A 7,049-nucleotide genomic window follows, 5' to 3' on the forward strand; every position below is an offset into this window, starting at 1 on the left:
CCGTGCTGATCGATACCCATTGCCATCTTGATTTCGCCGATTTCGAGGCGGAGCGCGACGAGATCGTCACGCGCGCCCACCAAGCCGGCGTCAAGCAGATGGTGACGATCTCGACGCGCGTGCGCAAGCTCGACGGGCTGCTCGCCATCACGGAGAAATATCCGTCGGTGTTCTGCTCCGTCGGCACCCATCCGAACAATGCCGGCGACGAGTTGGACATTCAAACCGAAGAGCTGGTGCGCCTGGCGAAAGCGCATGAGAAAGTGGTGGCGATCGGCGAAGCGGGCCTCGATTATTTCTACGACACGCAGACACCTGAGGACCAGCAGACCGGCTTTCGCCGCCATATTGCCGCGGCTCGGGAAACGCAGCTTCCGCTCGTCATCCACAGCCGCAGCGCCGACGCCGACATGGCTGACATCCTGACCGAGGAAACGGGGAAGGGGGCCTTCCCTTTCATCCTGCATTGCTTCTCGGCGGGGCCGGATCTGGCGCGGACCGGTGTCGAACTCGGCGGTTACATCTCTTTCTCAGGCATTCTGACCTTCCCGAAATCGGAAGAACTGCGTGAGATCGCCAAGACGATCCCGCATGAACGGCTGCTGGTGGAAACGGACGCGCCCTATCTCGCGCCGAAGCGCTGGCGCGGCAAGCGCAACGAGCCGTCCTATGTCGTCAATACGGCCGAAGTGCTCGCCGAGACGATCGGCCTTTCCTATGCCGACGTCGCACGGATCACGACGGAGAACGCTTTGCGCCTGTTCTCGAAAATGCCAAGGATCTAGCAGGTGCTCTATCGGCGGCGCTTCACCATTCTCGGCTGTTCGTCGTCACCTGGCGTGCCGCGTATCACCGGCGACTGGGGCGCCTGCAACCCCGACAACCCAAGGAATCGGCGCACGCGCGCCTCATTCATGGTGCAGCAATTCGCTCCTGATGGCGGCGTGACGACCGTCGTCATCGACACCGGACCGGATTTTCGCGAGCAGATGATCAGGGCAGGGGCCGACCATGTCGATGCGGTGCTCTACAGCCATCCGCATGCTGATCATATTCACGGCATCGACGATCTGCGCGGCTATTTTCACAATACGCGCCGGCGAGTGCCGATCTACGCCGACCAATTTACGATGGACAGGCTGCGTGAAGCCTTCGGCTATTGCCTGGAGACGCCGCCGGGCAGCAATTATCCACCGATCGTGCTGCCTGTCGTCATTGAAAATCTTGACGAACCCGTCGAAATCCGCGGCCCCGGCGGCAAGATCGATTTTTTTCCGCATATCCAGCAGCATGGCGATATCAATTCGCTCGGCTTCCGCATCGGTGATGTAGCCTATTGCAGCGATATCAGCGATTTCCCGCCGCAGACTGTCGAGAAACTGCGAAATCTCGACGTGTTGATCATCGACGCCCTGCAGTACACCTATCATCCAAGCCATCTGTCGCTGGAACAATCGCTCGACTGGATCGGCCGGCTGAAACCGAAACGGGCGATTCTCACCCACATGCATACGCCGCTGGATTATGATGCAGTGATGGCGCAGACGCCGGACCACGTGGTGCCGGCGTTTGATCAGATGAGCTTCGAGACCGAGTTTCTCGCTTAACCCAGCGCTGCAGCATGCTTACACGCGTGCAGCAGGATCGGGGATTGAGCCCCGACCCTGGGACAGGTCATTGCATATAGGGAAGAACCTCGACGGCGCCGCGATAGATCATGTCGAGCGAGACGTAGAGGATGATCAGCAGACCGATATAAGCGATCCAGCGATGGCGGCCGAGCAGCCGGGCGATCAGGTTCGCGGCAATACCCATCAGCGCGATTGACAGGGCGAGGCCGATGACCAAGACGCTCGGATGTTCGCGCGCAGCACCGGCAACGGCGAGCACGTTGTCGAGCGACATCGAAACGTCGGCAATGACGATCTGGGTTGCCGCCTGGAAGAAGGTCTTTTTCGGCGCGCCTTTGCCGCTTTCCGCTATCTGATCCTCGTTATGGCCGTTGCGAAGCTCGCGCCACATCTTCCAGCAGACCCAAAGCAGCAGAAGGCCGCCGGCCAGCAGCAGGCCGACGATCGCCAACAGATAGACGGCGACACTGGCGAAGAGAATACGCAGAACCGTCGCGGCAAGAATGCCGACGATGATCGCCTTGCGCCGTTGCGTGGCCTCGAGGCCGGCAGCGGCGAGACCGATAACCACGGCGTTGTCGCCGGCAAGAACAAGGTCGATAGCAATGACCTGCAGCAAAGCCGTCAGACCGGCTGCCGTGAAGATGTCCATATGAAATGTCCCCAATGCGTCGAAAGCCGTGCTAGCGTCTCGATGGTTTGACGTCAACCGCCGAAGGCTGGAACAGACGGTGCTATTCACTGCCTGGTGTATCTGAAAAAGGACAGGCGGAAAAGTTATGGAACTGCCATGGAATGCCGCCGATCCGCCCCACTGCCGTGGAACATTCATCTCGGCTGCCGGTTCTTCAAGTCAGAAACCAGGCGTCGGGTCGACGGCTGGAACGAGACATCGAGAGGAGCGTTCCGTGAGCAACATTCACCACGATACCAACCCGGGCTCTTCAGGCCCGATGGGCGGCGGCAGTCTTACCGCATTTTTCGACAGCCGGTCCGAAGCCGAATCTGCGATCTCCCGTCTCGAGGACGCAGGTGTGCCGGTCGCGAGGATCAGATTGATGCCGGGCTATGAAGCGGATGGAAAGAATGCCGGCGCCATAAGCGACGACCGCAGCGGCTTCTTCGACGCGCTGGCCGACTTCTTCTTCCCGGATGAAGATCGCGCGATGTACGCAGAAGGGCTGCGGCGAGGCGGCTTCCTCGTTCAGGTCAACGATATCGACGACGCGCTCTATGAGACCGTTCACGATATTCTCGACGACGAGGGCAGCATCGACATTGATGAGAGGGCAGATCTCTGGTTATCGGAAAGCGGCCGGGAAGGCGGGGCGAATACCGGTTTTGCCGGCACAGCCCGTGGCGGCAGAGCCGCGGACGACCTGGCCGTGTCCGAAAGCGCGTTCGAAACATCATCCGAAGATGAAACCCGACCGGTGGCGATGCGCGACACCACGCATGGAAGCGCCAAGGTCCGCGCCTATACCTATCCCGGAGGCGGCTCGCCATCGACCGATCCTGGCCGGCAAACGCAGACGCAGTCGCAAGGCGGGTCGAGCCAAAGTCAGGGATTCCGACGTGATCACTGATGTGTCGGCATGAGGAGCCGGCCTCGTTCGCCCCTGCTGAATAATTGAGGAGACGTCCATGCAATCATCCATCAATCGCGACGGTTTCCTTCCGCCGGATCCCGATGAGCTGGTCGCGGAAGGTGAGCCGCCGTTTGCCGACGCCGCCACCGCGACTGCGCGCGAGAAGGCCGACCACGATCTCGACCTCCTACAGCATGAAGTAAGGCTGTTGCGCGCCCGGATCGGCATCCTGCGCGAGGATGCGGAAACGGCGCTGAGAGCCCAGGCAAACCTGATTGACGCAAGCGCCCATGTCCAGCTCGGCAACTATCCCTGGGCAAAGCTCGCCTTGGCCACGGGCGCGGCTTTCATCGCCGCCACAATCGTTCGCAGCCTTCCGTTCGGAGTTTTGCTGGCCGGATTTGCCGGCCACCCCTCTGAGACGAGACGGTGGTGAAGGGCTGACCATCTGAGACGCTCGGTCCTCCGACAACTCGGTGGAGAGCCCAATGTGCCGCCTGCGGTCTGACTGCGGGCCGCACCTCGCAGCTGTTGCCCCAGATTCATTTGTGACATTACCAACCGTAGCCAGCACTGTGCCGCAGGGAGTCTGCAGCCCGGAGAGGGCGCCCGGATGATGCGTCAGCGAGACAAGGATCGGCAATGATCGCAGCTGGGCAACGATCCGCCTGCCTCGGCCAGACAGGTTCGTCGATTGACGTTGATGGCGTGACGCTTCACAAGTGCCAAGCTTCTGGAGCAGAAGCGGCACCGTCCCGGGGACCACGATCACATGCGCAGCAACGACGACCGCCACCGCTTGCGGAAAATATTCACAGTCCTGACGATCGTGCTTTCCACGCTGCTGCCAATCGGCATCAATCCTGCTTCCTCGGCCGAGTCATCCGGATCCTCGGCGCCGATCCGCGTCATCATCGAATTGCCGAATGACGATTCCGGTCGCACTCTGGTCGATCGGATCGTTCCCGGCAATCAGGAGCCCACGCCGCCAGCCGCCCTCTCACCAGAGCCAGCGCCGCCGTCGATCGCGACCTCACTGCAGGATTTGCGCCAGCGCTTGCTCTCGCTCGTCAACGCAGTTCCAACCCTTCCGGGACAGATCGAGGCGGCGATCCGGCTCTTCCAGACAGACAATCGTATCGACCCTGTCGGTCTGATCCTGGCGGTCACACTCTTCGTTGCAGGCGGATTTCTCGCGCAGCGCATCGCCTGGTGGTCGGGGCGAGGGCTCCTTCATTTTATACTGACCGCACCTGCCGACACAGTCCGGCAGCGGATCAAACTGCACGCCGGGCGGCTGTCAATGGGGCTTCTCGCATTGATCGGCTACCTCATCGGAAGCCTCGGCGCCTTTATCCTGTTTCCCTGGCCCGCGGTGTTTCGCGATGTTGCGCTCGTTCTGCTGTCAGCTGCGCTCATGGTGCGCCTCGGCGTGCTGGTGGGCCGCATCGTGATCGCGCCGGGCGCCCGCCTGCCGCATATGCGGCTTGTGACCCTTGTGACGTCGCTTGCGTGGTTCTGGTACTACTGGCTCCTTGCAACGGTCGCTCTGTTGGCAGCCGGCTGGGCCACCATCGAAGTGATACGAACGATCGGGGCTCCGGCCATATTGGTCGATCTTTTTACCGCCGCATGGCTCGCGGTCGTCTCGATTGCGCTGATCGCGATGATTTGGCTGCGGCAGTTCCGTTCCGACGGGCCGCCGGTGAACCGGCTGATCAGCGTCGGCTTCAGCGCAAGCGTTATTCTCTCGTGGCTGTTATGGGTGTCGGGACTGCGTGCTGCATTCTGGACGGTGATCGTCATTGCGCTTCTGCCGCTGACGGTATCAGTAGCGCGCGATATCACTCGGCGCATCATCATAAATTCGCAGGATGAGCTTGCGGTGGAGGATCCGGCCATCTTGGGATGGTCGGTCGTTATCATGCAGACCTTGCGCAACGGCCTTATCGTGGTTGCCGCGCTGCTCGTCGCCCGCTCGTGGGATGTCAATCTCGGTGATCTTGCCGCAGCCGAAACGGTGACCACGCGTCTGATCCGCGCGGGAATCCGGATCGTGATCGTCTTGCTGGTGACCGACGTCATCTGGAAGCTCGTCAGCACTCTGATCGACACGCAGATGGAAGTGGCGTCCCGAAGCGTGAATGCAGGCCACCAGGAGGGGCCGGAGGCGCGCCGCCGTCAGCGGTTGAATACGCTTCTTCCCATTCTTCGCAATGTGCTGTTCCTCGCGATCGGCGCTGTCGGCTTCCTGATGATCCTGGATGCTGTCGGCATTCAGATCGGGCCGCTGCTTGCTGGCGCTGGTGTCGTCGGCATAGCTGTCGGCTTCGGTGCACAAACGCTGGTCAAGGACATCATCTCCGGCGTGTTTTATCTGTTCGACGATGCCTTCCGCATTGGAGAATATATCCAGGCGGCAAAATACAAGGGTACGGTCGAGGGGTTTTCGCTGCGATCGATCCGCTTGCGACACCACCGCGGTCCTGTCACCATCGTTCCATTCGGCGAACTCGGCGCGGTGCAAAATCTGAGCCGCGACTGGGTCATCGACATCATTACGCTTACGCTGAACTATGACAGCGACCTGGAGGAGGTCCGCAAGACCATCAAGCGCATTGGCGTCGAGCTTCTGGACGATGCCGAGCTCGGGCCCAACATCATCGAGCCCTTGAAAATGCAGGGCATCGAGCAGATGGCGGATTATGGCGTGCAGATCAGGCTGAAATTCATGTCAAAACCGGGCGAACAGTTTGGCGTCCGCCGAAAGGCGCTTGCCATGCTGAAGAAGACCTTCGCCGACAAGGGCATCCAGTTTGCAACTCCGACGGTGCATGTCTCCGGCGGGACGGCCGATGCAGCGTCATCAGCCGCCGCGTCGGAGCTCCAGAGACCAACAAAACCCATCTCGCCGATTGAGGAGTGACAAACCGCAGGGCTTCCATGCCCCTTGTTTGGAATGCCCGTGGGCGATGTGCGAGTCGAACCTGTCGAGCAATCGACCTAAAGGTACAGCCAGATGATTGATTTCAGGTCACTGACAGAGGCAGATTTTCCGTTATTGTGTGAGTGGCTAAATAACCCTCATATGCGTGCTCACTACCAGAAGACGCCGATAACGATCGAGGAAGTTCAGAGGAAGTATTCCGAACGCCTGAATCCCCGCCATCCTACCCATTGCCATATAGTTTGTTATAACGGGGAGCCTTTTGGAAAATTGCAGTGCTATTTGCTTCGCGACTATCCCGAATTCGCGTCTGAGATGGGCGAGCACGACGGCGTCGCGGTCGACTTATTTATCGGAGATGTGCAGTTCTTAGGGAGAGGCTTGGGGAAAGCTATGCTTCGCTCATATGTGCTGAACGTGGTTCCTTCGCTTTTTCCCGACGACTGCAAATGTTTCATTTGTCACGCTAAAGAGAACAAAATAGCTATTCGTAGTTCGCTGTCCGCAGGTTTTCTGCCGTATCGAGACGTCATCGAGGGCGGAGTGGAAAGTCTGCTACTTTCATTCGACCGACCGAACTAGGCATCTCGGCCTTTTATCCGATAATCTCGTTCGGCGATAAATCCTGCTGACCATTGCGGAGAGACGGTTCGTGGCCAAAAGCAAAGGGTCGGAAATCCGCTCTCATGTTCCATAATCTGTCTTATGCGATTTTTGTTTGTAAGGGCTATTTAGTAATGCGACAGTTGGGCCAGTTAGAGATGCGACAGTCTCGCCTCTCGATGTTCTGGTCAATACCAACGTTGGGAGCAAGGATGGCGACTTCAGCCTGGTGGAGACCATGAGCGTTCGGAGTCGTGATGTCCTGTTTGATCACCATGT

Annotated in this window: 7 protein-coding genes; 6 read left to right on the forward strand and 1 reads right to left on the reverse strand. The window is 59.5% G+C overall.

What is annotated here, in order from left to right:
- The first annotated feature begins 2 nt into the window (after positions 1 to 2).
- Positions 3 to 785, forward strand: a complete 783-nt coding sequence (locus GGD53_RS26230; RefSeq protein ID WP_184459657.1) for a TatD family hydrolase — start codon at positions 3 to 5, stop codon at positions 783 to 785.
- 3 nt (positions 786 to 788) lie between these two features.
- Entirely contained in the window at positions 789 to 1,607 is an 819-nt protein-coding gene (locus GGD53_RS26235) for an MBL fold metallo-hydrolase (protein ID WP_184459658.1), read from the forward strand.
- Positions 1,608 to 1,674: 67 nt separating this feature from the next.
- On the opposite strand, the gene GGD53_RS26240 is transcribed toward GGD53_RS26235, so the two are convergent.
- On the reverse strand, positions 1,675 to 2,283 hold the full coding sequence (locus GGD53_RS26240) for a TerC family protein (RefSeq protein ID WP_184459659.1): 609 nt from the start codon (positions 2,281 to 2,283) through the stop codon (positions 1,675 to 1,677).
- A gap of 256 nt (positions 2,284 to 2,539) precedes the next feature.
- Here GGD53_RS26240 and GGD53_RS26245 point away from each other — a divergent pair, with 256 nt between their 5' ends.
- The 4 genes from GGD53_RS26245 to GGD53_RS26260 all read left to right on the forward strand — a co-directional run bounded on the left by GGD53_RS26245 (position 2,540) and on the right by GGD53_RS26260 (position 6,749).
- Positions 2,540 to 3,217: a hypothetical protein gene (locus GGD53_RS26245; RefSeq protein ID WP_184459660.1), complete on the forward strand. Its 678-nt coding sequence runs from the start codon at positions 2,540 to 2,542 to the stop codon at positions 3,215 to 3,217.
- A 58-nt stretch (positions 3,218 to 3,275) separates the two neighbouring features.
- Complete coding sequence (locus tag GGD53_RS26250; protein WP_184459661.1) at positions 3,276 to 3,656, forward strand: hypothetical protein; 381 nt, start codon at positions 3,276 to 3,278, stop codon at positions 3,654 to 3,656.
- Between the two features lie 336 nt (positions 3,657 to 3,992).
- Positions 3,993 to 6,146 (forward strand): mechanosensitive ion channel family protein, encoded by a 2,154-nt coding sequence (locus GGD53_RS26255; protein WP_184459662.1) that lies wholly within the window; start codon positions 3,993 to 3,995, stop codon positions 6,144 to 6,146.
- Positions 6,147 to 6,239: 93 nt separating this feature from the next.
- Entirely contained in the window at positions 6,240 to 6,749 is a 510-nt protein-coding gene (locus tag GGD53_RS26260) for a GNAT family N-acetyltransferase (RefSeq protein WP_184459663.1), read from the forward strand.
- Positions 6,750 to 7,049: the final 300 nt, after the last annotated feature.

Source organism: Rhizobium aethiopicum, from assembly GCF_014197535.1.
Taxonomy (GTDB): Bacteria; Pseudomonadota; Alphaproteobacteria; order Rhizobiales; family Rhizobiaceae; genus Rhizobium; species Rhizobium aethiopicum_A.